This window comes from Corynebacterium xerosis NBRC 16721 = ATCC 373 (assembly GCF_001552415.1).
GTDB lineage: Bacteria > Actinomycetota > Actinomycetes > Mycobacteriales > Mycobacteriaceae > Corynebacterium > Corynebacterium xerosis.
In genome coordinates, this window is sequence record NZ_BCRD01000004.1 from 78,010 (window position 1) to 103,776 (window position 25,767).

24 protein-coding genes, 1 tRNA gene and 1 other RNA gene are annotated in these 25,767 nt (G+C 70.4%); 15 read left to right on the forward strand and 11 right to left on the reverse strand.

The genetic code is table 11. The annotated features are described in order from the left end of the window. The first annotated feature begins 5 nt into the window (after positions 1 to 5). Both CX1_RS07625 and CX1_RS07630 read left to right on the forward strand, forming a co-directional pair. Positions 6 to 566 (forward strand): flavodoxin family protein, encoded by a 561-nt coding sequence (locus CX1_RS07625; RefSeq protein WP_244465433.1) that lies wholly within the window; start codon positions 6 to 8, stop codon positions 564 to 566. Beyond that, positions 563 to 2,179 carry an AMP nucleosidase gene (locus tag CX1_RS07630; protein ID WP_060925489.1) on the forward strand — a complete coding sequence of 539 codons (1,617 nt, stop codon included), beginning with the start codon at positions 563 to 565 and terminating at the stop codon, positions 2,177 to 2,179. Before CX1_RS07625 ends, CX1_RS07630 begins: the two co-directional genes overlap by 4 nt. Here the strand turns inward: CX1_RS07630 and CX1_RS07635 are convergent. Next, complete coding sequence (locus CX1_RS07635) at positions 2,176 to 2,874, reverse strand: DUF418 domain-containing protein (protein WP_060925490.1); 699 nt, start codon at positions 2,872 to 2,874, stop codon at positions 2,176 to 2,178. The genes CX1_RS07630 and CX1_RS07635 overlap by 4 nt on opposite strands. Positions 2,875 to 3,303: 429 nt before the next feature. Between CX1_RS07635 and CX1_RS07640 the strand changes: the two genes are divergently transcribed. From CX1_RS07640 to CX1_RS07655, 5 genes are all read left to right on the forward strand, one after another. Beyond that, on the forward strand, positions 3,304 to 3,522 hold the full coding sequence (locus CX1_RS07640; RefSeq protein WP_046650096.1) for a heavy-metal-associated domain-containing protein: 219 nt from the start codon (positions 3,304 to 3,306) through the stop codon (positions 3,520 to 3,522). Next, positions 3,519 to 3,665, forward strand: a complete 147-nt coding sequence (locus CX1_RS12435; protein WP_156425059.1) for a hypothetical protein — start codon at positions 3,519 to 3,521, stop codon at positions 3,663 to 3,665. The genes CX1_RS07640 and CX1_RS12435 overlap by 4 nt, the downstream gene beginning before the upstream one ends. Before the next feature lie 152 nt (positions 3,666 to 3,817). After that, positions 3,818 to 6,106 (forward strand): heavy metal translocating P-type ATPase, encoded by a 2,289-nt coding sequence (locus CX1_RS07645; RefSeq protein WP_046650097.1) that lies wholly within the window; start codon positions 3,818 to 3,820, stop codon positions 6,104 to 6,106. 156 nt (positions 6,107 to 6,262) lie between these two features. After that, on the forward strand, positions 6,263 to 6,595 hold the full coding sequence (locus CX1_RS12840; protein ID WP_046650098.1) for a metal-sensitive transcriptional regulator: 333 nt from the start codon (positions 6,263 to 6,265) through the stop codon (positions 6,593 to 6,595). 83 nt (positions 6,596 to 6,678) lie between these two features. After that, a tRNA-Ser gene (locus CX1_RS07655) sits at positions 6,679 to 6,766 on the forward strand. 108 nt (positions 6,767 to 6,874) lie between these two features. Here CX1_RS07655 and CX1_RS07660 read toward each other — a convergent pair. Beyond that, the gene (locus tag CX1_RS07660) at positions 6,875 to 8,023 is read right to left on the reverse strand and encodes a hypothetical protein (RefSeq protein WP_082719223.1); all 1,149 of its coding nucleotides are present in this window, start codon (positions 8,021 to 8,023) and stop codon (positions 6,875 to 6,877) included. A 100-nt stretch (positions 8,024 to 8,123) separates the two neighbouring features. Next, positions 8,124 to 9,047: a GDSL-type esterase/lipase family protein gene (locus CX1_RS07665; protein ID WP_052753131.1), complete on the reverse strand. Its 924-nt coding sequence runs from the start codon at positions 9,045 to 9,047 to the stop codon at positions 8,124 to 8,126. Positions 9,048 to 9,201: 154 nt separating this feature from the next. Between CX1_RS07665 and ffs the strand changes: the two genes are divergently transcribed. The 6 genes from ffs (at position 9,202) to recR (ending at position 16,246) form a co-directional block, all read left to right on the forward strand. Beyond that, an RNA gene (ffs, locus tag CX1_RS07670) (signal recognition particle sRNA small type) lies at positions 9,202 to 9,298 on the forward strand. Positions 9,299 to 9,495: 197 nt separating this feature from the next. Next, positions 9,496 to 10,770, forward strand: coding sequence for an aspartate aminotransferase type Ic (locus CX1_RS07675; protein WP_046650060.1), 1,275 nt, complete (start codon positions 9,496 to 9,498; stop codon positions 10,768 to 10,770). Positions 10,771 to 10,780: 10 nt separating this feature from the next. After that, positions 10,781 to 11,671, forward strand: coding sequence for a suppressor of fused domain protein (locus CX1_RS07680; RefSeq protein WP_046650061.1), 891 nt, complete (start codon positions 10,781 to 10,783; stop codon positions 11,669 to 11,671). Positions 11,672 to 11,789: 118 nt separating this feature from the next. Further along, complete coding sequence (locus CX1_RS07685; protein ID WP_255217649.1) at positions 11,790 to 15,023, forward strand: DNA polymerase III subunit gamma and tau; 3,234 nt, start codon at positions 11,790 to 11,792, stop codon at positions 15,021 to 15,023. A 185-nt stretch (positions 15,024 to 15,208) separates the two neighbouring features. Beyond that, entirely contained in the window at positions 15,209 to 15,544 is a 336-nt protein-coding gene (locus tag CX1_RS07690) for a YbaB/EbfC family nucleoid-associated protein (RefSeq protein WP_046650063.1), read from the forward strand. Between the two features lie 15 nt (positions 15,545 to 15,559). After that, complete coding sequence (gene recR, locus CX1_RS07695) at positions 15,560 to 16,246, forward strand: recombination mediator RecR (protein ID WP_046650064.1); 687 nt, start codon at positions 15,560 to 15,562, stop codon at positions 16,244 to 16,246. A gap of 87 nt (positions 16,247 to 16,333) precedes the next feature. Here the strand turns inward: recR and nagB are convergent, their stop codons facing one another. From nagB to CX1_RS07710, 3 genes are read right to left on the reverse strand one after another with little or no spacing between them, the layout of a single operon-like run. Further along, positions 16,334 to 17,101: a glucosamine-6-phosphate deaminase gene (nagB, locus tag CX1_RS07700; protein WP_060925493.1), complete on the reverse strand. Its 768-nt coding sequence runs from the start codon at positions 17,099 to 17,101 to the stop codon at positions 16,334 to 16,336. A gap of 1 nt (position 17,102) precedes the next feature. After that, positions 17,103 to 18,332, reverse strand: a complete 1,230-nt coding sequence (locus CX1_RS07705) for an N-acetylglucosamine-6-phosphate deacetylase (RefSeq protein ID WP_082719225.1) — start codon at positions 18,330 to 18,332, stop codon at positions 17,103 to 17,105. A 4-nt stretch (positions 18,333 to 18,336) separates the two neighbouring features. Next, positions 18,337 to 19,551 (reverse strand): PTS transporter subunit EIIC, encoded by a 1,215-nt coding sequence (locus CX1_RS07710; protein ID WP_046650103.1) that lies wholly within the window; start codon positions 19,549 to 19,551, stop codon positions 18,337 to 18,339. Between the two features lie 370 nt (positions 19,552 to 19,921). Here CX1_RS07710 and CX1_RS07715 point away from each other — a divergent pair, with 370 nt between their 5' ends. Then, positions 19,922 to 20,158: a PTS sugar transporter subunit IIB gene (locus CX1_RS07715; protein ID WP_046650105.1), complete on the forward strand. Its 237-nt coding sequence runs from the start codon at positions 19,922 to 19,924 to the stop codon at positions 20,156 to 20,158. Further along, complete coding sequence (locus CX1_RS07720) at positions 20,155 to 20,607, forward strand: PTS sugar transporter subunit IIA (RefSeq protein WP_046650065.1); 453 nt, start codon at positions 20,155 to 20,157, stop codon at positions 20,605 to 20,607. The genes CX1_RS07715 and CX1_RS07720 overlap by 4 nt, the downstream gene beginning before the upstream one ends. A gap of 87 nt (positions 20,608 to 20,694) precedes the next feature. Here the strand turns inward: CX1_RS07720 and CX1_RS07725 are convergent, their stop codons facing one another. From CX1_RS07725 to CX1_RS07745, 5 genes are all read right to left on the reverse strand, one after another. Continuing rightward, positions 20,695 to 21,453: a GntR family transcriptional regulator gene (locus CX1_RS07725; protein WP_046650106.1), complete on the reverse strand. Its 759-nt coding sequence runs from the start codon at positions 21,451 to 21,453 to the stop codon at positions 20,695 to 20,697. A gap of 159 nt (positions 21,454 to 21,612) precedes the next feature. Then, on the reverse strand, positions 21,613 to 22,332 hold the full coding sequence (locus CX1_RS07730) for a LysE/ArgO family amino acid transporter (protein WP_046650066.1): 720 nt from the start codon (positions 22,330 to 22,332) through the stop codon (positions 21,613 to 21,615). Between the two features lie 30 nt (positions 22,333 to 22,362). Beyond that, the gene (locus tag CX1_RS07735) at positions 22,363 to 23,193 is read right to left on the reverse strand and encodes a type 1 glutamine amidotransferase (RefSeq protein ID WP_060925494.1); all 831 of its coding nucleotides are present in this window, start codon (positions 23,191 to 23,193) and stop codon (positions 22,363 to 22,365) included. A gap of 2 nt (positions 23,194 to 23,195) precedes the next feature. Further along, the gene (locus tag CX1_RS07740) at positions 23,196 to 24,491 is read right to left on the reverse strand and encodes a MurT ligase domain-containing protein (RefSeq protein WP_046650069.1); all 1,296 of its coding nucleotides are present in this window, start codon (positions 24,489 to 24,491) and stop codon (positions 23,196 to 23,198) included. 222 nt (positions 24,492 to 24,713) lie between these two features. Next, positions 24,714 to 25,757 carry a hypothetical protein gene (locus CX1_RS07745; protein WP_060925495.1) on the reverse strand — a complete coding sequence of 348 codons (1,044 nt, stop codon included), beginning with the start codon at positions 25,755 to 25,757 and terminating at the stop codon, positions 24,714 to 24,716. Between the last annotated feature and the right edge of the window lie 10 nt (positions 25,758 to 25,767).

Below are 25,767 nucleotides of genomic sequence, written 5' to 3' on the forward strand. Positions count from 1 at the left end.
GGGCCATGAACCCCACGAACGATTCCCGGCCGACGCTACTGGTCGTGCACCATTCGCCGACGCCGCTGCTCCGGGCCGTGCGCGACGCCGCGCTGGACGGCGCCCGCCACCCCGAGATCGAGGGCGTCAACGTCCGCGTGGTCGAGGCCCTCGACGCCGCGGCCGCCGACGTGCTGGCCGCCGACGCGTACCTGCTGGGGACGTCGGCGAACTTCGGCTACATCTCCGGCGCGCTGAAGCATTTCTTCGACTCGACGTTCGCCGAGTACAACGCGGCCGCGGAGGCCGGCGACGTGCCCAAGGGGCGCCCGGTGTCGTGGTGGATCCGCGGCGGTTACGACGTCGCCGGCGCGGCGAAGGCCATTCGCTCGCTGACCACCGGTTTCGGCTGGGAGATCGCGGCGGAGCCGGTGGAGTTCGTCGGCGAACCCGACGACGCGACGAACGAAAAGCTGCTGGAACTCGGCGGCACGATGGCCGCCCTGCTGATGGACCCGACAATGGGCCAGACAACGGACCAGACAACGGACCCGACAACGGACCCGACGATGGAGGACCCCCGATGAGCGCCCCTTTCGCCACCACCACGGGCGACGGCGAATTCTACGATGACCCGGCTGCGGCAGTCGACCGGCTGATCGAGATCTACGACGCCAACACCTCCTACCTGGTCGATTGCTACGCCGACGCCTGCGGTGACCGGGCTGCCGGCGGGGAGGCCCCGGCGCCGGTGACGGCCTGCTACCCGGAGCTGCGGTTCACGGTGGATGTGGTGGAGGGCGTCGATGCGGCGCTGTCGCACGGTTTCGTCGATCGCGCGGGCACGTACGCGACGGCCATTGCGCGGCCGCGCCTGTTCGCGCGTTATCTGCGCGAGCAGATCGGGGATTTGCTAGCCAGCCACGGCGGCGAGATCGAGGTCCGGGTGTCGGATACGCCGATCCCGCTGCGCCTGACGCCGACGTTCGACGACGCGCCGCCGGTCGAGGGCCTGGACGCGATCGATTTGGCGGTGATCGACCGGGGTTTCACGCCGGTGGATTCGGCGTTCGTCGACGACGTCATCGCCGATGGCGAGGCCGATTTCCTGTCGCTGCCGATCAAGCCGCTGAGTCTTTTCGCGGCGCCGCGCGTCGATCTCGCGCTGCAGCGCCTGGAGCATTACACGGGGTCCAGCGCGGAGCACATTCAGCGTTTCGTGCTGTTCACCAATTACCAGCTGCACACGGACGTGTTCCTGGAATACGCGGCGTCATTGGCGGATTCGCTTGACGACGGCACGGTGCCCCCCGCGTCCGCCGCCGACTTCGATGGGCCGGCTTTCATCGAGGCCGCGGGCCCGGACGCAGGCACCGAGGTGGACGAGGACTCGGTGGCGGGCGGCGGGACGTCGCAAAGCCCGTACACGCATCTGATTTGCCCGGGCGACGTGTCCTTCCCCATCGGCGAGGTGCCGGGGCCGGCGGAGTGCCGCGCGCATGCGTCGTCGGCGCAGATGCCCGCGTACCACCTGGTGCGGGAGGACGGGCTGGGAGTGACCATCATCGACATCGGCGTCGGTCCCTCGAACGCGAAGACCATCACCGATTGTCTGGCGGTGCTGCGGCCGCATTGCTGGATGATGGTCGGCCACTGCGCGGGCCTGGACGGGCGGATGCGGATCGGCGACATGATCCTGGCCAACGGCTACGACCGCTCCGACGGGGTGCTGGATGACCTGGTGCCGCTGGAGAAGCCGATCCCGCCGATCGCCGAGGTGCAGATGGCGGTGACGGCGGCGCTGCGGCGCGTGTCCGGGCTCGACGGCGACGAGCTGCGCAAGCGGTTGCGCACGGGCACGGTGCTGTCGACGTCGGACCGCAACTGGGAGTGGCGGGCGCAGTCGGACATTTACCGTGAGCTGCAGAAATCAACGGCCATCGGCGTGGAGATGGAGTCGGCGACCATCGCCGCCAACGGGTATCGCTTCCGCGTGCCGTATGGGGCGTTGCTGAGCGTGTCCGACATGCCGCTGCACGACCAGCCGAAGCTGCCGAAGGCCGCGCGGGCGTTTTACCAGGCGTCGAAGGTCGAGCATCTGATGACGGCGGTGCGGGCCTGCGAGGCGATGTCCTCCAACCCGGCGGAGTTGCATTCCCGCAAACTCCGCCGGCCGGTGGGCGAGGTGGCGTTCCGCTAGGTCGCGGAGGGAGAAGCGGAGCCAGTGGCGGCGGCTGCGCTGTTCGTCTCGCCGGCGGCGGCATTCTTCGCCGCGGCCTTCGCCACCTTCTTTTCCTTCCGGCGGTCCAGCGCGGCGCAGATGGCCTCGTAGGACCAGTGCCACACCAGCTCGACGGGGCCGCGGGGGAAGCGGCGCAGCCACAGCGCGGAGAACGCGATCAGCAGGGCGGCGATGCCGAGGTAGATCAGCAGCGTCCAGTAGGTGTACCACTGGCCGGCGATCATGTCGGCGACGCCGAAGCCCCACTGGTAGAAGATGATCGACGCGATCAGGTTCTGGCCGATGTAACAGGTCAGCGCCATGCGGCCGACCAGGGACAGGGCGCGGCCGACGGGGCCGACGACCTTGTCGGCGGGGATGTCGCCGGCGTCGGCGCGGCGGGCGCGGCGGACGTAGAACTCGGCGACCAGCGCCAGGACGCCGAAGGCGACCATCGCCGAGGTGATGTAGCGGGTCGTGCCGGCGAAGCCATGGTCGGACAGGCGCAGGTACCAATCGATGGGCAGGCCGATGCCGAACATGATGGTCAGCAGGCCGATGAACTTGCCGTCGGTGACCAGGTTGAGGGCGTTCTGGATGAGCTTGCTGGACTGCGTGACCCAGTTGGCGGCCGCCTCGGCGCCGTCACCGGCCCCGTCGCCGTCGGCGGTCATGCCTGCGTCGAGGGCCCCGGAGACGCCGGCGCCGAAGACGGCGGGCGCCGAGCCGGAGGTGGCGCCGGCGGTCCGGTCGGGCGGTGGATTTCAGTGATTACAACGGGGTGTCGGTCGTAAAGTTCCCGATTTCCGCGGAGTTGTTGAAAATTAATCCCAATTTCAGCCAAACCGGAGATAATGACATTCAAAAGTGCAGTTCACAAGCAAAAACCCGGGCTTTGCGACGGTGTCGGCACCCTCGTTGCGCGGCGGGAACGTCGCAAAGCGGCACATACCCCGGGTGGGTATGGGGGTGGTGCTGGAAAACGCCTTGCGTCATACCCCCTATGGGTATAACGTCGGCGGTGCAAGCAGCGAGAGGGCCGTCGACCGGCGGCCATCGACCACATGGCCGCGGATCCGCGGCCGACGACGAGGAGCATCACCATGAGCATCAAGACGAACTACACCGTCACCGGCATGACCTGCGGCCACTGCGAGGCATCCGTCAAGGAGGAGGTCTCGGAGGTTCCCGGCGTCACCGCCGTCGAGGTCGATCGCGCGAACGACGCGATGACCGTGGTGTCCGACGAGTCCATCGACCAGGCCAAGGTCATCGCCGCGGTCGAGGAGGCCGGGTACGAGGCTCGCCCGGCGGGCGCGTGAACCCCGCCGTCCGGCTCGGCGCATATGCGCTGATCCTCGCCGTGGTGTTCGTCGCGGCGTACTTCCTCGCGGGGATCTTCGTCCCCGACGGGGTGGTGCAGGCGTGGATGGATTCCGCGTCGACGAACGTCCACGGGCACTGATTCACAGGAAAGAAGGAATGATCATGTCGACACCCGCCGACACCCGCGACCGGGCCACCGCCTCGTCCGGCGCTTCCGGGGAGAAGAACTCCTCCGCGCCGGCGCAGGGGTTCGCCGTCCCGGGTCTCGAGGTCGACCTCGACATCACGGGCATGACCTGCGCGTCGTGCGCCAACCGCATCGAGCGCAAGCTCAACAAGCTCGATGGCGTCACCGCGTCGGTCAACTACGCCACGGAACGCGCCCATGTCACGGCGCCGGATGGCTACGACCCGCAGCTGCTGCTCGACACCGTCGACGCCGCCGGTTACGGGGCCACGCTGCCGAAGCCGAAGGCGGAGGACGGTGCGGGCGCCGGGGCGTCGTCGAGCGAGGACGCGGACACGCCCGCCGACCGCGAGCTGGAGGCCCTGCGCAACCGGGTGATCGGCTCCGTGGCGCTGTCCGTGCCGGTCATCGCCATTTCCATGTTCCCGGCGCTGCAGTTCACCAACTGGCAGTGGCTGGTGCTCACGCTGACCGCGCCGGTGGTGGTGTGGGCCGGGTGGCCGTTCCACCGCGCGACGTGGAAGAACCTGCGCCACGGTGAGGCGACCATGGACACGCTGATCACCGTGGGCACCCTGTCGGCATTCTTGTGGTCGCTCTACGCCCTGTTCCTGGGCACCGCGGGCACGCCGGGGCTCAAGCACGAGTTCACGTTGTCCGTCGCGCCGACCGATGGCGCCGCCAACATCTACCTCGAAGTTGCGGCGGGCGTGATCATGTTCGTGCTGGGCGGGCGGTACTTCGAGAAGCGGTCCAAGCGCCGCGCCGGCGCCGCCCTGCGGGCCATGCTCGACCTGGGTGCCAAGGACGTGCGTCTGCTTTCCGACGGCACCGAGCAGCTGGTTCCGGCGTCGCAGTTGAAGGTCGGGGACCGCTTCGTGGTGCGGCCCGGCGAGAAGATCGCCACCGACGGCCTGGTGGTCGACGGCAAGTCGGCGGTCGACGAATCGATGCTGACCGGCGAGTCCGTGCCCGTGGAGGTCGTGCCGGGGGACGAGGTCACCGGTGCGACGGTCAACGCGTCGGGCCGGCTGGTCATCGAGGCCACCCGCGTCGGTTCCGACACGCAGCTGGCGCAGATGGCGAAGATGGTCGAGGACGCGCAGTCCGGCAAGGCCGAGGTCCAGCGTCTGGCGGATCGAATTTCCGGCGTGTTCGTGCCCATCGTCATCGCCATCGCCGTGGCGACCCTGGGCGGCTGGCTCGGCGCGGGCTTCCCCGTGTCGGCGGCGTTCACCGCGGCGGTGGCCGTGCTGATCATCGCGTGCCCGTGTGCGCTGGGCCTGGCGACGCCGACGGCGCTGCTGGTGGGCACCGGCCGCGGCGCGCAGATGGGCGTGCTGCTCAAGGGCCCCGAGGTCCTGGAGTCCACGCGGCGCATCGACACCGTGGTGCTGGACAAGACCGGCACCGTCACCAGCGGTGACATGGCGCTGGCGGAGGTCTGGGCCGGCGAGGGCGTCGACCGGGACGAGCTGCTGCGCCGGGCCGGGGCCGTCGAATCGGCGTCGGAGCATCCCATCGCCCGCGCCATCGCGGACGGTGCGAAGGCGGACGTCGGTGAACTGCCGGCGGTCGGCGACTTCGTCAATCTCCCGGGCCAGGGCGTCCGGGCGAGCGTCGACGGCGTCGAGGTGACGGTCGGCCGCAATCTCGGTGAGCTGCCGGACGACCTCGCCGGCCGTTTCGACGACGCCGTCAACGCGGGCCGCACCGCCGTGACGGTCGCCTGGGATGGCCGGGCGCGTGGCGTGCTGGTCGTCTCGGACCAGGTGAAGCCGACCTCGGCGGCGGCGATCGCCGAACTGCGGGCGCTCGGTTTGGAACCGGTGCTGCTGACGGGCGACAACGCGGTCGTCGCAAAGCATGTCGCGGATGAAGTCGGCATCGACGATGTCCGAGCCGAGGTCATGCCGGCCGACAAGGTCGACGTGGTCAAGGCGCTGCAGGCGGAGGGCCGGGTCGTGGCCATGGTCGGCGACGGCGTCAACGATGCCGCCGCGCTGGCGCAGGCCGACCTGGGTCTGGCCATGGGCACGGGCACCGACGCCGCCATCGAGGCCGCCGACATCACCCTGGTGCGCGGCGATCTGATGGCCGCCGTCGATGCGGTGCGTTTGGCCCGGCGGACGCTGGGCACCATCAAGGGCAACCTGTTCTGGGCGTTCGCCTACAACGTGGCGGCGATCCCGCTGGCCGCGCTGGGGCTGCTCAACCCGATGCTGGCCGGCGCGGCGATGGCGTTCTCGTCGGTGTTCGTGGTGTCCAACAGCCTCCGGCTGAAGGGATTCCGCAGCAAGGCCGCCGGCGTCAACGACTCGGCGGGCCGCACTGACCATTCCGACCGTTCCGACAATTCCGACCGTTCCGACAATGCGAAGGCGGTGGCGTAAATGCGCAACGATCTCCAGGACCTCGACGGTGGCGATGTCCGCCATGAGCTGCCCTTGACCGAGGTCGGGATCAGCCCCGCCGAGGAAGCCGTGTCCTGCTGCGGAGGCGGCCACGCTTCGACCGCCGCCGGGGAGAGCCCCGCCGAGGCGGCGATCCTGGCCGGTGCCGGTGACGCCGGCGGGTGCGCCGACGGATCCTGCGGTTGCTCGCACCACGGTTACATCAGCGACAAGAAGCGCTACCTCGCGCGACTCAAGCGCATCGAGGGCCAGGTCCGCGGCGTGCAGCGGATGATCGACGACGAGAAGTACTGCATCGACATCCTCACCCAGATCTCCGCGCTGAATTCCGCGCTGAAGTCGGTGTCGCTGGCGTTGCTCGACGATCACCTGCGCCACTGCGTGGTGTCCGCCGCGCAGGACGGCGGCGACGAGCTCGACGTGAAACTCGAGGAAGCCTCCGACGCCATCCGCCGCCTGGCCAAGTAGCGCGCCGGGCGCAGGCGTTGAAGGTCCCGCCGGGGTGACCAGGGATTTTGTGGAAACTGGACCCCTTGGGTAATCTTCGACGCGGAGGATTCGCCTAGCGGCCTATGGCGCTCGCCTGGAACGCGAGTTGGGAGCAATCCCTCAGGGGTTCAAATCCCCTATCCTCCGCCAAAGAGAACCCCCTGGTCTTCTGACCAGGGGGTTTTCGCATGTCCGTACCGCGATTCGGTCGCGTCTCAGCCGCTCTTGGCTCGGCCGATCCCCATTCGGCCGCCGTCGTTAGTCGGCGGTGGCGCGCTCGCCGATGAGCCTGGGCACCAGCTTCACCAGGATCACCATCGCCACCAGTTCCACCATCGTCTGCGTGACGACGGCCAGCGCGGCGATTTCCAGCCCTTCCGGAAGAGCCAGCGCCAACGGCAGCACCACCAGCGAATTGCGCGTCACCGCCGAAAAGCCCACGGCCCGGGTGGCCGGGACGTCGAGGCGCGCCAGGCGGGCCGTGAGCACGCCGAACAGCAGGGCCAGCGGCACGAACACCGCGTAGATGGGCACCAGGCGGGCGAGCCGTCCGAACTCGGAACCGACTTCGGCGATCTGGGAAGCGATGACCAGTGCCAACGTCGCCATCAGCAAGGGCACCATCGCGGCCGCCATGACGCGCTCCACGCCGCGCGCCGCCCGCTGAGGGGCGGTTGCGGGGAGGGTCGGGGCGTCGTCAAGCGAATCCGCGCGACCACTGACCGCCTGCACGACCGCTGCCGCGGCGAGCGGCACCACGATCAGGAACGCGAACGCGGCGATGAACGGGCCGGGGTCGAGGAAGCCATCCAGCGCCTCGCCGGCGAAAAGGCGGCCCGGCCCGACGAACATGAGCAGATACACCGGCAGGAACACCATCTGCAGGGCCAGCAGCAGCGGCGTCGCCGCGAGCAAACGCGCACGGGCGCCGCCGGCCAGGCCCGTGAACGGGATGACGTAATCGATGCACGGCGCGAGAAGCACCAACAGCACGCCGATGAGCAGGCCCCGGTCATCGACCACGAACCGGGACAGCACGAAGACGATCCACGGGATGACGAAGAAATTCACGCCCACGATCGCCGCCCCGAAGCGGATGTCGCGGAAGGCCAGGCCGACGCGGATCATCGGCACGGACAGGAACGTGGCGAACAGCAACAGCGCCAGGGTCGGGGTGACCCACCACGCCAGTACGGCGGGCAATCCGGCCCAGCCGGCGGCCTCGGCGCCCAAACCGACCGCCGCGCCGACCGCGATCGCCGCGAAATACAGCGCGACCTGGTGCTCGTCCCACCACTTGGGAATGCCCACGCGGCGGGGGACGCGGGTCGCACCCGATGCGGGGCCCGGAGCGCCCGGAGCGTCGGCAGCGCCGACGGGCTCTGGATCATGGCCGGGGGCCGTCATTGCGCCTCCCTTCGACGTGGCGGGGCGATCCCCACCGAATCTAGTGAAGGACCGGCCCCGCCGTGGCCCTGCCGTGGCCCCGCCGTGGCCAAGCCGCGGGTCAGCGCAGCTGGTCGGCCATGATGCGGCCCATGGCGCGCGAACCCTCCAGCGTCGGGTGGAGCTTCATGTTGTGGTCGCTGGTGGTGTCGAAGATGCCGGAGACGTAGCGCTGCGAATCGGGCGCAGCGCAGGTGCCGTGGCCGCGGGTGAGCGCCTTCATGTCGATGAAGCGCAGGCCATTGACGTTGGCGGCGGTGCGGATGCTGGCCTGCAGGGCCATCTCGATGCCGCCGGCGCCCGGCACGGTGATCGGCGCGGGTGTGTTCGGCGTGACGTTGATGACGCAGAGGTTGTCGCCGTCGCCGAGCTCCGGGTAGCCGGCCATGACGATCTCGGCGTTGGGGGCGGCGGCGCGGATGCGGTCGCGGGCGTCGGTGATGGTCGCCTGGTAACCGCTGGGCAGGCTGCCGGCGACGCCGAGGACGTGCGTGCCGGTGTCGACCCACTGCAGCACGTCGAGGCCGCCGTACATGAGCACGACCTTGCGGGTGGTCGGGCCGAGGTCGCCCTTGTTCGTGGCGTCGACGACGGTGTTGATCAGGTCTGTGCGCGGAACGCGGCCCAGGCCGTTGCACGAGTAGTCCGCCATGGACACGCGGAGGATCCCCGCAGTCACGCGCGACCAGTTTTCCGCGTCCTGCGGGCATCCGCCGGCGCCGGGCACCGGCACGCGCGAGCCGCTGGTGGGGCCGGTGCCGGCGATGATGTGGTTGGGCGGCAGCGTCGGGTTGGCGGTGAAGGAGTCGCCGAAGACGACGAGGTCCTTGCCGCCCGGCTGGGCCGCCGCCGTCGGGGCGACCGCGACCATGCCCGCCGCGCAGGCCGCTGCGGCGGTGAGGGCGATGGCGGGCGCCTTCGTCGCCTTCAACGAGTTACGGAAGAGGTTGGCGAGGCGCATGGGGCGCAAGAAACGGGAGTTCATAGTTTCTTAGTTTCTGCTCAGGCTCCGGCCCTGTCAATATGTCCGGCGGTCGCCGCCGGCGCCCTGAAAATTACGCGATTGGCATTATGCGCAGGCTCTTCGTCCATGGTGCCCGCGGGGTTGGCGTCGGTCGCCCCGGCTGGGTTAAGGTGTGTTCCGGACCCCACGCGGCGTCCATCTCGTGAACTCCCCCAGGGCAGGAATGCAGCAAGGGTCAGCGGGCTCTGGCGGGTGCGTGGGGTCCCCTTATATCTTGCGGGCCGGCTCGTCGCCGGCCCGCTTTTGCTTTGCGACGCCCCGGCCCGCCCCGTGCCCGGTCCCCGCGCGGCCGCGCCGTCGCGCGCGAACGCCGATGTGCTCTATCCTTTCCGGTGACAACTGCGCCGATCCACGGTGGCCGTCATCCCGGGCGGCCCGATCGCGCCGTCGACTGCGAAGGATGCCTGCCATGAAGCTGGATGCGTACGATTCCCACGAGCTCGCGCAGCTCAAGGATGATTTCGCGAAGGAGTACGCGGATCTGAAGGCCAAGGGCCTGAAGCTCGATCTGACCCGCGGCAAGCCGTCGGCGGCGCAGCTCGACTTCGCCAATCCGCTGCTGGGTCTGCCCGCCCCGGATTACAAGACCGATGGCGGCGAGGACACCCGCAATTACGGCAACCTCAAGGGCATCGCGGAGATCCGCGAGCTGTGGGCCGGTCTGCTGGGCCTGCCGGTGGACAACGTCATCGCGGGCGACGCGTCGAGCCTGAACATCCAGTTCGACCTGATCAGCTGGGCGATGCAGTTCGGCACCGTCGATTCGGAGCGCCCGTGGAACGAGGAGCCGGTGCTCAAGTGGCTGTGCCCGGTGCCGGGCTACGACCGCCACTTCTCCATCACGGAGCACTTCGGCTTCGAGATGATCCCCGTGCCGCTGAACGAGGACGGCCCGGACATGGACATGGTCGAGCGCCTGGTCGCGGCGGACCCGCAGATCAAGGGCATGTGGAACGTGCCGGTGTTCTCCAACCCAACGGGCGTGACGTACTCGGAGGAGGTGTGCCGCCGCCTGGTGGAGATGCCGACCGCCGCCCCGGATTTCCGCATCGTCTGGGACAACGCGTACATGGTGCACACGTTGACCGACGAGTTCCCGGTGAACCACCCCGTCGTCGCGTGGGCCGAGGAGGCCGGCCACGGCAACCGCGTGTGGGAGTTCGCGTCGACGTCGAAGATCACGTTCGCGGGCGCGGGCGTGGCGTTCTTCGCGTCGTCGGAGGCCAACATCGCCGACTACGTGTCCCACGCGTCGATCCGCGGCATCGGCCCGAACAAGGTCAACCAGCTGGCGCACCTGAAGTTCTTCGGCGACGCCGATGGCGTGCGCGCGCAGATGCTGCGCCACAAGGAGTCGCTGGCGCCGAAGTTCGATCGGGTGCTGGAGCTGCTGGAGAAGCGCCTGGGCGAGTACGGCGTTGCGGAGTGGACGACCCCGAAGGGAGGCTACTTCATTTCGCTCGACGTCGTCGACGGCACGGCGCGCCGCGTGATCGAGCTGGCCAAGGAAGCCGGCATCGCGCTGACGGGTTCGGGCTCGTCGTTCCCGCTGAAGGATGACCCGAACGACCGCAACATCCGCCTGGCGCCGTCGCTGCCGCCGATCGAGGAGCTCGAGGCGGCGATGGACGGCGTTGCCACGTGCGTGCTGCTGGCCGCGGCCGAGCAGTTCTCGACGCGCTAGCGGGAGATCCGTGGATCTGCGCGAGACCGCTTTTTGGGCGCGCCGCCTCTTTCCGGGGGCGGTGCGCATCGGCGTGCGTCAGGCGTGGTTGCCGGGTCGTCGGCGCCGCAGGTCGCGGCCGGGCATTCCGGTGAAGGTCGCCGAGTTTTCGCTTTACGACGCCTCGAGCGACCCCGACGCCATTCCCGACGTCGCCGATGGTTCGGCCGGGGCCTTCGACGGTGCACCGGCCGCCGCGGAGATCGATGGTCCGCGCCGCGAGATCGCCGCATTCACCGTGAATTTCGGGCGGGTCGATCTGGGGCTGCGCGCCCCGGACGGCGGGGATGTCCGCGTGGAGATGTTCCTGGTGGCGTACCCGGATTCGGTGGGCGTCGGTGACGGCGCGGAGGCGGCGGCGACCGAAGATTCCGTCGTCGCCCGGGCCGTCGCGGGTGCCGCCGCGTTGATCGCCGATGATCCGGAGGCCGCGCGCCCGACGCCGGGTTCCGTCATCCCCGATGCGGTGCGCGTGGGGCTGGACGCGGGGCAGGATTCCGAGCCGAACGCGGGGCAGGGCTCCACCGCCGGCCAGGAGGCCGAGGAAGCTGAATCGGGCTTCGCCGCCTCGGGTTCGACGACGCCGCATCTGCTGTGCGTGGTGCCCTACGTGTGGCCGGACGGGGTGCCGACCATCACCGAGGAGCCGGGCAAGATTTCCCTGCACGAGGACGAGGGCACCGCCGGTTTCCCCGACGCCGTCACCGGTGGCGCCCGGTTGACCACGGTGACCCAGCTGGTGCCGATCACCGACGCCGAGTACGCCCACGCCAACGAGCGCGGCGTCGACTCGCTGATGCAGATGCTCGCCGCGGCCGATGCGGATCTGCGGGATCTGCGCCGCGCATCCGTCGTGGCCTGAGTTCTCCCGCCCCTTTTTGGTTGGGACGGTGAATGGGGTCCCGGTGGGCGTCGTAAAGCAGCCGGAGTTGTTCGAACGCGGCCGGTCGGTGATCCGGCGGGGCCGGTAGGCTGGGCGCGTGGCTCTGTACAGGAAGTATCGTCCAGCGACGTTTGCCGAGGTCGTGGGGCAGCGGCACGTGACCGACCCCCTGTCCGCGGCCCTGGAATCGCGTGGCGCGGACGGGGCCCCGGACCGAATCAACCATGCGTACCTGTTCTCGGGGCCGCGCGGTTGCGGCAAGACGTCGTCGGCGCGCATTTTGGCGCGCAGCCTCAACTGCGTGGAGGGGCCGACGGCGACGCCGTGCGGAAAGTGCGCGTCGTGCATGGCGCTGGGGCCGGGTGGCCCGGGCAACCTCGACGTGGTGGAGCTCGACGCGGCGTCGCACAACAGCGTCGACGACATGCGCGATCTGCGCGACAAGGCGATGTACGCGCCGGCGGAGTCGCGGTACCGCATCTTCGTCATCGACGAGGCGCACATGGTCACGCCGCAGGGCTTCAATGCGCTGCTGAAGATCGTGGAGGAGCCGCCGGAGCACCTCATTTTCATTTTCGCGACCACGGAGCCGGAGAAGGTGCTGACCACCATCCGGTCGCGCACGCACCACTATCCGTTCCGGTTGTTGCCGCCGAATCTGATGCGCGGGCTGTTGGAGCGCATCGTCGGCGAGGAGCACGTGCCGGTCGCCGACGACGTGTATCCGCTGGTGGTGCGCGCGGGCGGTGGTTCGCCGCGTGACTCGCTGTCCGTGATGGACCAGCTGCTCGCCGGTGCGGGCCCGGAGGGCGTGTCGTACGACCTCGCCGCGGGGCTGCTCGGCGTGACCGACCAGAGCCTGCTCGATGACGCGATGCGCGCGCTGGCCGAGACCGATCGTGCGGCGCTGTTCGGGTGCGTGGACCGCGTGGTGCGGTCGGGGCAGGACCCGAAGCGGTTCGCCGAGGATCTGCTGGGGCGCGTGCGTGACTTGCTGGTCATCGCCGCGGTGCCCAATGCGATGGAGGAGGGGCTGGTCGATGCCCCGGAGGATCGCGTGGACGCGATGCGCGAGCAGGCGACGGCGGTGCCCACCGGGACGTTGACGCGTTTCGCCGACGTGCTGCAGCGCGGGCTGCCGGACATGTCGGGTGCGACGTCGCCGCGGTTGTTGCTCGAGGTGCTGTGCGCGCGGATGCTGCTGCCGGCCTCTGAGCAGTCGGTCGAGTCGTTGATCCAGCGCATCGAGGCGTTGGAGCGTGGCGGTGTGGTCGCTGGTGGAGGTGCTGCGGCCGGCGGCGCCGGTGCGGCGGCGCGTCCGACGCAGTCCACGCAGCAGCCCGGACAGCCCCCTGCCGGACAGTCGCCGGCTGGTCAAGCGCTGACTGCTGCGCCGCGGCAGTCGGCTCCGGCGGCGAACATTCCCGATGACGCGAACCTGTCTCCGTTGCAGCGTGCCCGCCTTGCACGGCAGCCGAAGCCGCAGCAGCAACCGGCACAGCCTGCGCAGCCGACGCAGCCCGCGGAGCCGACCCCGGCACCGCAGCAGTCTCAGCAGCCCGCCCAGCCATCGGTGCCGCAGCCGACGCAGCCCGCGGAGCCGACGCCGGCACCGCAGCAGTCTCAGCAGCCGCCTCAGCCGGAGACCGGGCAGCAGTCCGGTGCGCCCGAGGTCTCCGACCAGGAGGAGCAGGCCCGCAAGGCGCGCGAGATGCGCGAGATCTCCCGACGCATGCAGGAGCAGGCTCGGGAGCATGAGCGGGCGGAGCGCGAGCGCATCGCCAAGGAGCGCGAGGCCGCGACCCGGGCCGCCGAGGGTGAAGACGGTGCCGTGCCCGTCGAACGCCCGGAGCAGCAGGCGCAGCAGGAACAGACGGGGCAGACGCCGCCGTCTCAGACGTCGCAGCCACAGGCAGAACAGCCTGCGCCGCAGCCCGCCGCAGAGGCGGACGAGCCGGAGACGGAGGCGTCGGGAAGCGATGTTCTCGGTGAGCTTCGCAGCGGATGGCAGCAGGTCGTCGAGTACGCCGGCGAGTCGAACATCCCCGTGCGAGTCATGGCGGCGCAGGCGGTGCCGATTTCGTTGGAAGCCGGCGTGCTGACCATCGGACACCACACCGGTGCGCTGGCCAACCGGCTCAACGATCCCGCCAATGCGGCGGCGCTCGGCGCGGCGGTCCAGCGGGTGCAGGGCATCGAGGTCGAGGTGCGATGCGTCGTGGGTACGTCGCCGCGCGGCGGTGCCGATCGTTCCGGCGCGCGACCCCGCCAACATCAGGCGCCCGCCGCCGAGGGTTCGGAGGACGCGAAACCGACTGCGGAAAAGTCAGACAACGCAGATGGTCAGTCGCGGCCAACAATTGGGCCGGCCGACGACGACGTTTTACCTGCGGGGATGGCCGGAGGTCACTCGGCCCCCGATGCAGAGGCCCCGATCACGGAGATGCCGAAAGAAGAGGCGGAACGCCGCGTCGAACAGCGCGAGGACGCGCAGCAGCAGGCCCGCGAGGACGCGGAACGGTCCGCGGGCGGGGATTCGAAGCAGTCGGTTCCGCCTCAGGCTCCGCCCGCCGATTCCGGCAAGCCCGTTCCCGCTTACCGACGCATCCTCGAGGAGCGCCGTCGGGCGATGGAGGCTGCGCAGAATGCCGCGGCGGGCAACGGGGCGGCTGGTGCGCCCGGAGCAGGAAGCGCCGCCGACGCCGGTTCGCCGTCCGCTGCCGGTGGCCGGGAAGGTGCGGCCGGAAATGGTGCGGCCGGTGCCACCTCCGGATTGGCCAATGCGCGGAACACCGTCGTCACGCAGGCACAATCCCAGTCGGAGGACGCCGGCAAGCGCAAGTACGTCCCGCCGCCGCCCGCCGCGGGAACGCAGGGCGTGCGCCGGCGCCGTCACGACGACATCCCGCCGCCGCCCGAGCCCTACGACGACGTGCCTCCGCCCCCGGAACCCGACTACGGCGGGTACCCGGACGACGGCGGCTACGGCGGCTACGGTTCGCAACCTGCGCAACCTGCGCAAGGAGGTCAGGGGGCGCAGGGGCGTCAGCCGTCCCAGCCGGCCGAGCATTCGCAGGCTCCACAGCAGGTGGCGCCGGGGCAGCAGACTCCGCAGGCTTCGGCAGCTCCGACGTCGCAGCAGGCTCCGCAGTCACCGCAATCCCCGCAGTCTGCGCAGGCTCCGGCCGACTCGGCTCCGGACGATGGCCTCGACGACGACGAGCGGGAACTGCTCGACGCCGCGCTGACGCCGGGCCAGCTGGACCACCGTGATCAAAAGGAAGTCGTGATGGAACTGCTGGCCAAGGAGCTCGGCGCGAAACCGCTGTAAGCCGGGGTTTCCGTCCGGCACCATTCGCCCAGCGCGAACGCGTTCGAAAACCCCTCGCGCCTGGGCGGGGTCATCCGGGGGCGCCGCTACAATCGGCGGCGACCCCCGCGGGAACGCGGCGGCCGTCACCGTACGGTCGGCCCCACACTGCGGGCGCCCACGACACCAACCCAAAAGGACATGCCATGAGCCAGCCCGACATGAACGCCATCCTCGCCCAGGCCCAGCAGATGCAGGCGCAGCTCGAAGCCGCGCAGGCCGAGATCGTCGCCGCCTCCGTCGTCGGCGAGGCCGGCAATGGCCTGGTCAAGGTCACCATGCGCGGTTCCGGCGAGGTCGTCGACATCGAGCTGGACCCGAAGGTCGTCGACCCCGAGGACGTCGACGGCCTGCAGGACCTGATCCTGGGTGCCTTCGGCGACGCCACCCACAAGGTGCAGGCGCTGGCCGAAGAGAAGATGGGCCCGCTGTCGCAGGGCTTCGGCGCGCTTGGCGACGGCCCCTCCGGCCTCGGTTTCTAGGACCGGCGCCCCGAATTGTTCGAAGGACCTCTTCAAGATCTCATCGATGAGTTCGCGCGCCTGCCCGGCATCGGGCCGAAAAGCGCGCAACGCATCGCCTTCCACCTGCTCAAGGTGGACCCGGAGGACGTCGACCGCCTCCAGTCGGCGCTGGCGCGGGTGCGCGACGGCGTGCACTTCTGCCGCGTCTGCGGGAACATCTCCGCCGACGAGGTGTGCCGGTACTGCGCCGACACCCGCCGCGATCGCGGTCTGATCTGCGTCGTCGAGGAAGCCCGCGACATCCAGGCCATCGAGCGCACCGGCGAGTTCGAGGGCCGCTACCACGTCCTCGGCGGGGCGCTGGACCCGCTGGGCGGCATCGGGCCCAACGAGCTCAACATCCGCACGCTCCTGCAGCGCATCGGCGGGGTGCTTGCCGACGTCCCGGCGCCCCCGGGATTCGGCCCGGGCGACGATTCGCCGAGCGGGGTCATCGACGCGGACGGCAACGTGCCGCCGCCGGAGATCACCGAGGTGATCATCGCGACGGACCCCAACACCGAAGGTGAGGCGACGTCGACGTACCTGGCCCGCCTGTTGCGGGACTTCCCCGGGCTGGCTGTCACGCGCCTGGCGTCGGGCATGCCGTTGGGCGGCGACCTGGAGTACGTCGACGAGCTGACGCTGTCGCGCGCCCTGACCGGCCGTCTGGCCATCTAGGCCCGCCCCGCCCCTCATGGCGGTGCCGCGCCGCGTGGTCGCGCGGCGTCCCGGCCGGCGGCGCCCGCACCTACCGGGGCATGGCCGCTAAATCTCCTGCCACTCCGGCTTGCACTGGAAGGCGTAGCGGTAGTACTCGGCGTTTTCCAGCTGCGATGCCGCCTGCTGGTCGACGATGACGGTGGCGTGCGGGTGGTACTGCAGCACCGACGCCGGGCACAGCGCGGACACGGGCCCCTCGCACAGCGCCTCGACGGCCTCGGCCTTGACTATGCCCGTCGCCAGCAGCAGCAGGTGCCGTGCGCGACCGATGGTGGCCAGGCCCTGGGTCACCACGTGATGGGGGACGTCGTCGATGGAGTCGAAGAACCGGGCGTTGTCCTGGATGGTGCGCGGGTGGAGGGTCTTCACGCGGGTGCCGGACGCCAGCGAACTGCCGGGCTCGTTGAACCCGATGTGCCCGTCGGTGCCGACGCCGAGCAACTGGACGTCGATGCCGCCGGCGGCGGTGATGGCGCGGTCGTAGTCGTGGGCGTGCCGCGGGTCGAGCCCGTTGGGGGACTGGACCAGGGCGTCTTCGATGTCGATGTGGTCGGTCAGCTCGCGGCGGATGGTGGCGTGGTAGCTCTGCGGGTGGTCGGGCCCGAGGCCGATGTACTCGTCGAGCAGGAACGCGCGGCAATTCGCGAAGGACAGGCCCTCCTCCTTGTGGCGGCGCACCAGTTCGCGGTACGCGCCGACGGGAGTCGATCCGGTGGCCAGGCCGAGGGTGGCGCCCTGCTCGACGTAGCGCGCCATGACGTCGGCGGCGAGCAGCCCGACCTCTTCCGGCGTGTCCAGGATGATGATCTCCACGTCAGCGTTCCTTTCGCTCTCCCGCGACGATCACGGTCGGCGGGGTGGTGGCCCCTCCGTGGTGGTGGGGCGGGGTGCCTTCGGGGGCATCGTCGCAAAGTAGCAAATCCGCGCGCTTGCCGACGGCCACGGCCCCCCGATCGGCGAACCCCGTTGCTTTCGCCCCGGTCGCCGAGGCCATGCGCGCGATGTCGGCGGGGTCGATTCCGCGGTGGAGCATGCGCATGACCTGGTCGAAGATGGTGGAGGTGCCGCCGGCGATGTTGCCGCCGTCCTTCAGGCGGGCGACGCCGCCGTCGACGATGACGGGCAAGGTGCCCAGGACGTAGTCGCCGTCGGGCATGCCGGCGGCGGCCATGGCGTCGGAGACCAGCGTGATGCCGTCGGCGCCGGTGGTGGCGCGGACGAGGTCGACCATGGCGTCGGACAGGTGGACGCCGTCGGCGATGAGCTCGACGATCGCCTCGCCGCGGGCCGACGCGGCCAGCAGTGCCCCGGCGGCACCGGGTTCGCGGTGGTGGACGGGCGGCATGGCGTTGAACAAGTGGGTGGCCGTCACCGTCAGGCCCAGTGCGTTGGCGGCGTCGATGGTGCGGGCGGTGAGGTCGTAACCGGCGTCGGTGTGGCCGAAGGAGGCCACCAGGCCCCGTTCGGCGCAGATGCGCAGCAGGTCGCCGATGCGGTCGGTCTCCGGGGCGAGAGTGACCGCGCGGACGTGGCCGCGGCCGGCGTCGAGGAGCATCTCCAGGGCGGCGGGATCGCCGGGGACGATGGCGCGGGGGTCCTGGGCACCGCAGCGGCATGCGTTGATGAACGGCCCCTCGAGATGGATGCCGTCGATGTGGCCGTCGTCGGCGACGTCGGCGAGCACCGCCACCTGCCGGGCCAGATCCGCCGGCAGCGCCGACACGGTCGAGGCGAACAGGGTCGTGGTGCCCCACCTGCGGTGATGGGCGGCCGCGGCGGCGCACCCCTCCGCGTCGGAACCGGGGAATCCGTGGCCGAGCGCCCCGTGATCGTGGACGTCGACGAGCCCCGGCAGGATCAGGGGATCGGCCCCGGGCGCATCATCGGGCGCACCGCCCGGCACCTGCTCGGGGGACCGGTCACCCGGGGCCGCCGGGCGCACCTCGGAGATGACGCCGCCCCGCCACGCCACGTAGGCGTCCGGCAGCACGCCCTCCGGGGTGATGGCTCGGCCGATGACGTGGCCGTCGTCAAGCGAAGCCATGGCGCTACGCCGCTTCCGTCTTGGCGCCCGCCTCCGGTGCGGGATCCTGCTCGGGGTCGCGGCCGGGGGTCTTCAGGTCGAGCTTGACGATCATGAAGCGGAAGATCACATAGTAGATCACCGCATAGATCAGGCCCGCCACGATGATCGCCCACGGTTTCTCGGCGATGCCGAGGTTGAGCAGGAAGTCGATGGCGCCGGCGGAGAAGCCGAAGCCGTCGCGGGCCCCGATGAGGTTCATCACCGCCAGAGACGAACCCGTCAGCACCGCGTGCGCCACGTACAGCGGCCACGCCAGGAACATGAACGCGAACTCCAGCGGCTCGGTGATGCCGGTGAGGAACGCGGTCAGCGCCAGCGACACCATGGCGCCGCCGGTGATCTTCTTCTGGGCCGGCCGGGCCGTGTGGTACATCGCCAGCGCGGCGGCCGGCAGGGCGAACATCATGATCGGGAAGAAGCCGGTCATGAACGCGCCGGCGGTGGGGTCGCCGGCCAGGAAGCGGGCGATGTCGCCGTGGACGACGCCGGTGTCGCCCTCGAAGGACCCGAGCATGAACCACGGGACGAAGTTGAGCAGGTGATGCAGGCCGATGGGGATGAGCAGGCGGTTGACGGTGCCGTAGATGAAACCGCCGCCGACGGTGTTGTCGGAGATCATGTCGCCGAACCACGTCAGGCCCTGGTTGAACCACGGGTAGACCAGCACCATCGGGATGGCGATGATCACTGCGGCGAAACCGACGACGATGGGCACGAAACGGCGGCCGTTGAAGAACCCGAGGTACTCCGGCAGGCGCGTGCGGTGGTACTTCTGCCACAGGATCGCCGAGACCAGGCCGATGATCAGGCCGGCGAGGACGCCGTAGTTGATCATCAGCTGGTCGCCGTTCTGGTCGACCTGGTCGACGAGCACCATCGGCGACAGCGCCTTGAACACGCCGGTGAGCACGAGATAACCCACGACGGCCGCCAGGGCCGTGGAGCCGTCGGCCTTCTTGGCCCAGCCGATGGCCACGCCGACGGCGAAGAGCAGCGGCAGGTTGTCGAACAGGGCGCCGCCGCCGGCGGCGAGGATCGCGGCGAGCCAGTTGAGGACCGTGACGTCCTCCCACCGGCCCAGCATGTCGGCCTGTCCGAGGCGCAGCAGCAGCGCGGCGGCGGGCAGCACGGCGATGGGCAGCATCAGGCTGCGGCCGAGCTTCTGCAGGTTCTTCATCGCGGCCGACTTCTTCTTCGGCGTCGCGTCGTTGCGTGGTGCGGGGTGCGCTGCGGCGGTGCCGGCCGAGGCGGCCTCGCCCCCGGGCGTGTTGGCGGTGGAGGACATCGTCGTCCCTTTCACTCATGGCCCGCCGGCCGTTGACCTGCGCCGGAGGGGCGTGCGGAGTTGAACTCCCCGTCAGTGTACCGCGCTGGTAATGACCAACCATGACAACTTGGTCAAATTTCCCACGTTCCGGGGATCGATCGGTACCGTGGGCCGTGACGCGCGAAAGCCGCGTGGGCCGCGGACGGCGGATGGTGGACGGCGGATGGCCGCCCCGCACCCGATCGTCGGGAGGGTCCGCCGCAACCCCAGGAGGAACACCATGTCCAGGATCAACATCGACGGCATCGTCGCCGGGCTCGGCGGCGCGGGCAACATCGACGAAATCGAAGGCTGCATCACCCGCCTGCGCACGGTGGTCAACGACCCGTCGTTGGTGGACAAGGATGGCTTGACCAGGGCCGGGGCCATGGGGGTCGTGGCGACGGGCGACATCGTCCAGGTCGTGGTCGGCCCGGAAGCGGAGTTGATCGCGGAGGACATCGAGGACCTTCTGTGACCGCGGTCTGCTCGCCCATCGACGGCGTGGCCGCGTCGCTGGCCGGCGTGCCCGACGAGGTCTTCGCCTCCGGCATGGTCGGCGCGGGCCTGGCGGTCGTGCCGTCGGCCGAGGGCGTCATGGACGTCGCGGCGCCGGTGGCCGGCAAGGTCATGCGGATCATGCCGCACGCACTGGTCATCATGACCCCGGAAAACCGGGGCGTGCTGGTCCACGTCGGCATCGACACGGTGCACATGAAGGGCGAAGGCTTCATGGTCCATGCGGCGAAGAAGGATCGCGTGGAAGTCGGCGACGTGCTCATCACCGCCGACGTCGCCGCCATCCGCGCCGCCGGCCACGACCCCATCTGCCCCGTGGTCATCATGGAATCCGTCGCCGAAGACATCGGCGACGTCGCGGCCCCCGGCACCCCCGTCGCCATGGGGGACCCGCTGTTCCTCGCCTGACCCCGTTGCTTTGCGACGTGCCGCGGCACATCCGTCGGGGCGCTGCTTCGCGGGGCGGCCGGGCCGTCGTCAAGCGAAGGCCCCGGGCTACGCCTGCCCGTCGCGCAAGTGCATGCGCAGCGTGTAGCGGTCCGGCCGGTAGGTCGACGTGCAGACCTCCACCGGGCGGCCGTGGCTGTAGGACATGCGGCGGATGCGCAGCACCGGCTGGCCGGCGTCGAGGCCCAGCGCGCGCCCGATGTCCGCGGTCGCGGCCGCCGCGGTGCAGACCTGCTCGGCCTCGTCGATGGGCAGGCCGTAGTCCGACGCCAGGATCGAATACACCGACTTGTGCACCGTCTTGTCCAGCAGATCCGGGGCGAGCGTCGCGCTGTACCAGGCGTCGTCGACCGAATACGGCAGGCCATCGCCCAGGCGCACGCGCGTCAGATGCAGGTGGGGGCCATCGCCCAGGAACTCGGCCACGGACTCCGGCGGCTCGGCCTTCTCGGAGACCAGGATCATCGCCGACGGCTCCGCGCCCTTCTGCTTCATCTCGGCGGTGAAGCTGGCCAGGTGCAGGTCGGAGCGCAGCGGCCGATGGGCGACGAAGGTGCCCTTGCCGCGGAAACTCTCCACCGTGCCGTCGGCGACCATGTCGCTGATCGCGCGGCGCACCGTGATGCGGGAGACGCCGAAGACCTCCTCCAGGACGCGCTCGCTGGGCAGTGAATCGCCGGGCCGCAGATCGTCGTGGCAGACCTCGGTGAGAATGGCCTTGAGCTGCGCGTGCTTCGGCGTCGGCCCGTGCTCGATGCTGTGTCGCGACAGGAGGGCCAGCGTGCGCTGCTCGGGGGAGGAGGTCATGCCATCCATTGTACGACTGGTCATGACAAGTGGAGCGGCCGATGATGAGGGTTTGATCTCACGATGATGTGTCGGCGGTTACGTTCACCGTTGTGATTCGCCGCGTAAACGACATTTCTGCAGAGCCGCGTCAAATGTGGCGGGTCGGCGGGTCGAGCGTCAGGCCAGGCCGACGAGAAGCTTGACCGCGATGCCGATCATGACCAGTCCGGTCAGTGCATCGATGATCGTCCACGTCCGCGGCCGCGCCAGCCGCCGGCTGAACGCGCGAGCCCCGGTAGCGAGGGTGCTGAACCACACCGCCGACGCCATGATCGCGCCGAGCGTGAACCACCACCGCTGCTCGCCGTAGGACGCCGCCACCGACCCGACCAGCACCACCGTGTCCAGGTACGCGTGCGGGTTCAGCCACGTCACCGCGGCGACGCCGGCGATGGCGCCCGGCAGGGTGCGCGCCACGGTCCCCTTCGCGGACAGGCCTTCGCCTTCCTGCGGGTCGCCGTGGGTGCCGTTGCTTTCCGACGATCCCGGCGCGGAACCTGGTCCGCCGGCCGATGCGGTGGCCGAGGCGGCGGCAGACGCGGTGGCCCTGGCCTGCAGCGACTTCCACGCGGACCGCAGCGATATCGCGCCATAGACCAGCAGGAACGCGACGCCGAGCAGCGTCACCGCCGTGAGCACCCGCGGGTTGGCCTGCAGCGCCGCACCGAATCCGGCGGTGCCCGCGGACATGAGGATGGCGTCGGAGACGATGCAGAACGCGGCGACTGCGGCGACGTGGCTGCGGGCGATGCCGTGGCGCAGGACCATGGCGTTCTGGGCGCCGATCGCCGCGATCAGCGAGATCGACACCAGGAAGCCGGGGAGAATCGATTGCACGCGGGAATCGTAGTCCCGCGCGCCCGAAACCTACCGCTCGCTCTTCGGCCGCGGCTTCGACGCGATGCGCTCGGCGCGCAGCCGGTCGATCACCGGCAGCTCCAGCGGCTCCAGCGACGCGGCGTCGACGCCCATCGCCCGCGCCAGCAGCAGATCCGCCAGTTCGGGGTTGCGCGCCAGCACCGGCCCGTGCAGGTACGTGGCCACCACGCTGCCCTGCACCGCGCCCTCGGCGCCGCCGGTGGGGGTTTCGGTCGCTTCGTGCTTGACGACGCCCACCTTCCCGCCATCCGCCGCCCGCACCGGACCCGGCGCGCGGCCCGGTTCGGGCTGGCGCTCGGGGCCCTCGTTGCCGATGCCGCGGATGACCCGGCCCAACGGCCGCGCGTCCGCGCCGAGCTCCGTGAGGCCCATGTGGTTCTCGAAGCCGGTCAGGGTGGCGGTCAGCTCGTCGGAAAGCGGGGACGTGCGGATCTCGCCGATGGCGCGGGTCTCCAGCGACCGCGTGCGGCAGTCGATCAGGCCGAGGCCCGCGACCTCCCGGCCGCCCGCGCGGAAGGACTCGCCGAGGACCTGGAAGCCGGCGCAGATGGCCAGGATCGGGCGGCCGGCCGCCGCGGCGCGCGCGAGGCCGCCGTCGTTGGAGAGATGCTCGACCGCGATGGTCTGCGCGACGTCCTCGCCGCCGCCGATGGTGTAGACGTCCAGGCCCTCCGGCACGGGCTCGCCGAGCTTGATGGGCGTGATCTTCGCGTCGAAGCCGCGGCGGCGGGCGCGTTCGCGCAGCACCAGGGCATTGCCGTCGTCGCCGTACGTGCCCAGCACGTCCGGGAGGATGAGGCCGATGTTCAGGTCGGTCATGGTCAGCTTCGCTCGCTTTCCGACGCCGCGGCGCGACGCTCGATGGCCTTCTTCAAGTCGCGGAACGCCGTGTAGTTCGCCAGGACCTCCACTCGGCCCGGCGGGCACGCGGCGATGGCCTCCAGCGGATCGTGCAGCAGGTCGTGCTCGATGCCCGCGTAGAGCAGGCGCACGGCCAGATCGGTGCCGCGCTCGCCGGACGCCATGACGGACATGCCGCCGAAGTTCTCGAACACCACGTCCCACAGCCACGACAGGTCCTCGCCGTCGGCGACGTGGCCGTTGACCGCGATGACCACGCCATCGGCATCGCGGTCGACCATCGACAGCGCTTCCTGCCAGCCGGCGGGGTTCTTCGCCAGGAGCATGCGGACCTCGTGGTCGCCGACCCGCACCGTCGAGTAGCGGCCGGCGACGTTGTCGACGCCCTCCGTCGCCGTCGCGGCGACGGTCGCCTCGGCGCCGAGCTCGACCGCCGCGGCGGTGGCCAGGGTGGCGTTGCCGCGGTTGGCAGCGCCCGGCAGCGTCAGATCCAGGGGGATGGTCGTGCCGTACGGGGTGGCGATGCCGTCGCCGGTGATGGTCCACGCCGGGGCGGGCCGTCGGAAAGCACCGCCACCGGGGAGCTCCTTCACCGCGTACCAGTCGTCGCCGTCGCGGATGATCGGCCCGCCGGTGCGGGGGCAACTCGTCGCATCGTTGGTCCAACCGCCGCCGGCCGACACCCACACGACGTTCTTCGCGTCCCAGGCGGCCGAGGCGATCAACGGGTCGTCGCAGTTCGCGATGACCGTGGCCTGCGGATTCGCGTCGACGGCCGCGCGCAGCGAACCCTCGATCTTGTTGATCTCGCCCACGCGATCGAGCTGGTCCCGCGACAGGTTCAGCAGGAGCAGCACCTTCGGCTTCAGGTCCGCGGCGATGTGCGCGACGTGCAGCTCATCGACCTCCAGGACCAGCGTGTCCGCATCCGGGGAGGCCATCAGCGCCGAGATCACGCCGGCGTCCATGTTGTCGCCGCCCTCGTTGGTGGCCACGGTGTCGCCGGCGGCGCGCATGGCGGCGGCGAGCATGCGGGTGGTGGTGGACTTGCCGTTGGTGCCGGTGATGATCGCCGCCGGCCGCCCGCCGCCGAGTTGCCCCAGGATGCGGGGGTCGAGCTTCTGGGCGATCAGCCCGCCGATCATGCCGCCGGAGCCGCGGCCGGTGCGCCGCGACGCCCACGTCGCCGCCTTGGCCGCGGCCGTCGCGATGCGCGACCGGGGGCTCATGCGGCGGGATTTGCTGCTCTTGGTCATGGGGGCATTCTAGGCCCTCGGTGGGCGGGGGCCGTTCTCCGCGCCGTTAAGGGCTTGTTACTTCCGGGCCTTTTCGCTTGACGACGGCCCGGCGGCGGTGCGAGGCGTCGGAAAGTGGTGCCACCCCGCCGCAAACCCCCGGGTCGCGGTTTTCGGGCGATCGAAAATGGGGACTTTGCCACGCCCCGCCGCACGATCTACCGCCCTGCTGCCGCCCGGCGGCTACATCTGGTCGAGCAGACGCAGGAATGCCTCGTCGCTGACCAGCGGAATGTCCTTGCGGTGGGCGTGCATGGCCTTGCCGGTCAGCTCCTCGGGCGTGACGTCGGCGGGCCGGTTGCACACGAGCAGCGACGTCTCGCGCGTGACCTTCTCCGAATACGCCAGCCCCGCCGCGACGCCGGCGCCGATGAGGTCGTCGGCGGGCGACGTCAGCTCCGGCGCGATGGCGAACTCCATGCCGGCCTTCAGCTTCCCGCCGGGCGCGTATTTGCCGGGGTTCGGGGCCGGGCGGGGCGCCTCCATCGCGTCGACGCGGACGCTGGATCGTTGCAGGCCGACGTGGTCGGCGCGCAGGTCGTCGGTGGGCCAGGTGGCGAAGATGCTTGACGACGTCCCCGCCTCCCCATCTCCGCCGTGCGTCCCATCGGCGCCCGAAGCACCGCGCTCGCGCTGGGCGCGCCATAGCCCCACGAGCAACTCGACGTCGCCCATGGTCCGGTCGCGCTCGGGCACGCCGATGTTGTCGACGCTGGCCACCGGCGACGGCGCGTCCAACCCGTAGGCGCGGGCCACGCCACGCAGGCGGGTGTCGGCCAGCTGGATGTCCTGGCGGCGCGCGGTGACCAGGGTGTCCGTCACCGACGCGGGCGCGGGGATGCGTCCGGCGCGCACGCGTCCGCGCCCGCGGCCACGCCGGCCCCGGTTGGCGCGGTTTGCGTGACGACGCGCACGCTTGGCCTCTTCGACAATGAAACCCCAGGTCAGGGGGAGGTCATGGGTGATCAGCTCTCGGCCGTCGAGGAAATCTCCCACGGTGCCGAGGGTGGTCCCGAACCTCGGCGCCCCATCGAGCTCATGCGGCTCGAGGCCGTGCAGGTGCACCGGGCCGGGATCCTCGCCGATGGTGAACACCCCGTGCCAGGTGCGGATGATCTCGCCGTCGGCGGAAAACGTCGCCAAGCCCAACGACACCATGCGGCCGGTCTTCGGGTGAATGCCGGTGGTTTTGGCGACCGCCGCGACGTACGGCGAATCGTCGTCCACCCGCGGCTCC

Bases quoted from the DNA above. Each gene is read 5' to 3' on its own strand.
- CX1_RS07735 (WP_060925494.1), bottom strand. From the start codon at position 23,193: ATGACCGACCTGAACATCGGCCTCATCCTCCCGGACGTGCTGGGCACG.
- CX1_RS07740 (WP_046650069.1), bottom strand. From the start codon at position 24,491: ATGACCAAGAGCAGCAAATCCCGCCGCATGAGCCCCCGGTCGCGCATC.
- CX1_RS07715 (WP_046650105.1), top strand. From the start codon at position 19,922: ATGTCCAGGATCAACATCGACGGCATCGTCGCCGGGCTCGGCGGCGCG.
- CX1_RS07710 (WP_046650103.1), bottom strand. From the start codon at position 19,551: ATGAAGAACCTGCAGAAGCTCGGCCGCAGCCTGATGCTGCCCATCGCC.
- CX1_RS07630 (WP_060925489.1), top strand. From the start codon at position 563: ATGAGCGCCCCTTTCGCCACCACCACGGGCGACGGCGAATTCTACGAT.
- CX1_RS07675 (WP_046650060.1), top strand. From the start codon at position 9,496: ATGAAGCTGGATGCGTACGATTCCCACGAGCTCGCGCAGCTCAAGGAT.
- CX1_RS07690 (WP_046650063.1), top strand. From the start codon at position 15,209: ATGAGCCAGCCCGACATGAACGCCATCCTCGCCCAGGCCCAGCAGATG.
- CX1_RS07625 (WP_244465433.1), top strand. From the start codon at position 6: ATGAACCCCACGAACGATTCCCGGCCGACGCTACTGGTCGTGCACCAT.
- CX1_RS07725 (WP_046650106.1), bottom strand. From the start codon at position 21,453: ATGACCTCCTCCCCCGAGCAGCGCACGCTGGCCCTCCTGTCGCGACAC.
- CX1_RS07635 (WP_060925490.1), bottom strand. From the start codon at position 2,874: ATGACCGCCGACGGCGACGGGGCCGGTGACGGCGCCGAGGCGGCCGCC.
- CX1_RS07640 (WP_046650096.1), top strand. From the start codon at position 3,304: ATGAGCATCAAGACGAACTACACCGTCACCGGCATGACCTGCGGCCAC.
- CX1_RS07645 (WP_046650097.1), top strand. From the start codon at position 3,818: ATGACCTGCGCGTCGTGCGCCAACCGCATCGAGCGCAAGCTCAACAAG.
- CX1_RS07660 (WP_082719223.1), bottom strand. From the start codon at position 8,023: ATGACGGCCCCCGGCCATGATCCAGAGCCCGTCGGCGCTGCCGACGCT.
- CX1_RS07665 (WP_052753131.1), bottom strand. From the start codon at position 9,047: ATGAACTCCCGTTTCTTGCGCCCCATGCGCCTCGCCAACCTCTTCCGT.
- CX1_RS07705 (WP_082719225.1), bottom strand. From the start codon at position 18,332: ATGGCTTCGCTTGACGACGGCCACGTCATCGGCCGAGCCATCACCCCG.